1 protein-coding gene is annotated in these 1,488 nt (G+C 47.2%); it reads left to right on the top strand.

Features of this window, described 5'->3' with window-relative positions:
- Positions 1–17: 17 nt before the first annotated feature.
- Complete coding sequence (locus tag J7438_RS25445; protein WP_209278837.1) at positions 18–1,403, top strand: OprD family outer membrane porin; 1,386 nt, start codon at positions 18–20, stop codon at positions 1,401–1,403.
- Positions 1,404–1,488: the final 85 nt, after the last annotated feature.

Genomic DNA, 1,488 nt, shown 5'->3' with positions numbered 1-1,488 from the left:
GGAGTTAATGGGGATTAATGGCGATGTTTAAAAAGACGACTCTGGCCACAGCTATTCTTCTTGCTGGGGTATCATCAACAGCCTTTGCTGCTGACATGACCGATGATTCAATGTACAACGCTGCTAAAAGCACAGGTAATGCATTCTTCGATGATGCATCTGTGACTGGCGGTCTCTATACCTTTATGCGCAAGCGTGACCGCTATAGCCAAGCTGATGGCAAGATGGTCGCTAACCTTGACCACACCACAGCTCTGGCAAATGTTGACTTTAGCTCTGGCTATATCAATGACATGGTTGGGTTTGATTTTGGTGTGTTTGCAGCAGCAGATCTGACCCAAAATGCGGCAGTTGACCACGAATTTAACTTTGTTCCATGGGATAACCCTTACGATCCAATCTGGGCAAATGATAAAGCTGATAATGGTGCCAGTATTTATAAAGCAGCTTTGAAATTCAAGATGGCAAATACCTGGGCTAAAGCCGGTTATATTCAGCCATCTGGCCCTGGTGGTCTTGGTGTAAACTGGAATTTTATGCCTGGTACATATCGTGGTGCTCAAGCGGGTGCTGACTTTGGTAGTTTAAGCGTGGCTTATATGTGGGCTGATGAGTACAAGGCTCCATGGTTCCAGGATACTTACGCTTTCCGCACCAAAGATGCACCTGCTGGCATGGATGATGTGGTTGACTATGTGCACTCCTTCGGGGCCAAGTATACCTTTGAAAACGGGCTGATCCTGGATGGTGCGTTTTCTCAGTCTAAAGATTACCTTGATACATACCACGGCAAGATTAAACATAACCTGAAGGTAGCTGATGGTAATCTGTTCCTAGCTTACCATTATTATGGGGCGGAAGACGCAGGTGACTACGAAGTTTATGACGGCAAGGCTTGGATGCAAGCAGTGCAGACTTCTTTCTCAAAGGGAGCATATACTTTCCGTGCAGAGGCGACCATAACCAAAGCTGAAGGTGAGAAAGGATACTTTGTATATCGTACAACTGGCCCGAATGGTTCTTCTCAAGGTGCGATGGATCTTTGGTGGGATGGCCGTTCAGATTGGAACCACGACGGCGAAAAGGCGGTATTTATTGGTGCGTGGCGTGATCTGGCTGACCTCGGTAAACCGGGCTGGAGTGTTGGTGCTTCCTATATCTACGGCTGGGATGGTAAGCCAGCATCCGACTACGCGGATCAGAGCGTAGAGCTGAAGGAAGAGGCATTTAACCTGGATGTAGCTTATACCTTTCAAGATGGTGATTGGAAAGGAACCCGTGTTGCTGCCCACATGACCAAGTACAATAACCGTTCCGGCCTGGATAGTTGGACTGGCTTTAAGAATGCCTTTCAGGATGAGAACGACCTTAAGCTGAGCCTGGTTGTTCCATATTCCTTCTAATCGCAGAATTCTCCGGCTTTTCCTGATAGCGCCGGAGCTTGATTTTTAACTATTTATGAGTGAGACCTCCCTGTAATCGTTGTTC

The organism is Thalassotalea sp. G20_0 (assembly GCF_017744175.1).
Classification (GTDB): Bacteria; Pseudomonadota; Gammaproteobacteria; order Pseudomonadales; family Endozoicomonadaceae; genus Endozoicomonas.
This window is presented reverse-complemented; position numbering and strand designations above follow the sequence as displayed.